The sequence below is a fragment of the Segeticoccus rhizosphaerae genome, from assembly GCF_009192725.1.
In the GTDB taxonomy this organism is placed as follows: domain Bacteria; phylum Actinomycetota; class Actinomycetes; order Actinomycetales; family Dermatophilaceae; genus Segeticoccus; species Segeticoccus rhizosphaerae.
The window spans coordinates 1-1139 of the sequence record NZ_VOHR01000587.1 but is presented as its reverse complement, the minus strand read 5'-3'; the positions used below and the strand labels follow the sequence as shown (position 1 = coordinate 1139).

Sequence of the window (1139 nt, the reverse complement as noted above, 5' to 3'; positions counted from 1 at the left end):
CCGCCGGGACCCCCGACTCGAGGGCGAGCCCCACAGCCGGGCGGCGTGACCGCGGCTTCCCGGGCTTCCCGGCGGCCCGCCGTGGCAGACGACCTCGATGGCCAACCCGTCGCGGGGCAGGCACTCCTGCCAGCGCCGCAGCAGCTCCCTGGCACGCACGAGGTCGCGGCGCAGGACGGCTCGTCCCACGTCGGAGCCGGGGCCGAGCAGGGCCACGAGAGCGGCGCCGGGGTCGTCGCCGACGGAGGGGTTCTGGGGATCGCCGGACCGGTCGACCCGTGACCAGGTCGCGATCAGCTCGGGGGTGCTGACCGGAGTGCCGCGCTCGCCGCGCAGGTGCGTCTCGGTCACCAGCCGGCACAACCGGGCCCAGCCGAGACCGGGCGCCACCCCCGCCGCCTGCCCCCGGGCGAGCACGGTCACCCGGGGATGCCGGTCGTCGACCACCGCACCGCCCTTGACCGGGTGGACCCGCACCCGCCGCCCGGACGAAGAAACGCTCAGCAGCCCGGCACCCGCTGTGGGATCCTCCACGGCGAGGTCGACCCCGAGGACCGGGTCGATCCCCGCCTGCGTGCAGGCCTGGACGAACCGCACTGCACCGTAGAGCCCGTCGCGGTCGGTCAGGCCGAGGGCGGGCTGACCGAGATCGGCGGCCCGCTGCACCAGCGCGGCGGGGGTCGAGGCGCCGTAACGCAGAGAGAACCCGGACGCGACGTGCAGGTGGGCGAAGGACTCACTCACCGGGCTCCTGCCAGGTTGTCGCAGCGGCGTGCTCGGACGCCGTGGGGGTCATGAACTGCGGCAGCGGCGCACTGATCGGCAGACCGAGGTGCGCCTGGACGAGCTCGAGGAAGATCTCGGCCTGCCGCAGCAGGTCGTCGGCCTCGCGGCTGCTCGCGGTGGCCGAGCCCCGCTCGAGGGCCGCTCGCCGCCGGCCGGACCCGGCGAAGAAGGCTGCCCACTCCCCCAGGTCGGAGGCGACGGTGGGCAACACCTCCCACACACTGCGCGGCCTGGAGCGGGCGACCGGCTTGCTCCGGGCCGCGAGCAGGGCCGCGGCGGCCCGCAACGCAGCCAGGTGCGCATCGACGTAGCGCTCACCCGCGCTGCCGGCCCCACAGGCCGCCAGCAACGTC

Annotated in this window: 2 protein-coding genes; both read right to left on the bottom strand. The window is 75.9% G+C overall.

From position 1 onward, the window contains the following. On the bottom strand, positions 1–744 hold a 744-nt coding region (locus tag FRW57_RS21865), incomplete at its 3' end, for a PHP domain-containing protein (RefSeq protein ID WP_152187068.1). After that, positions 737–1139: SAV_6107 family HEPN domain-containing protein (locus tag FRW57_RS21860; RefSeq protein WP_162529472.1), on the bottom strand; the 403-nt coding region annotated here is incomplete at its 5' end. The genes FRW57_RS21865 and FRW57_RS21860, both read right to left, overlap by 8 nt.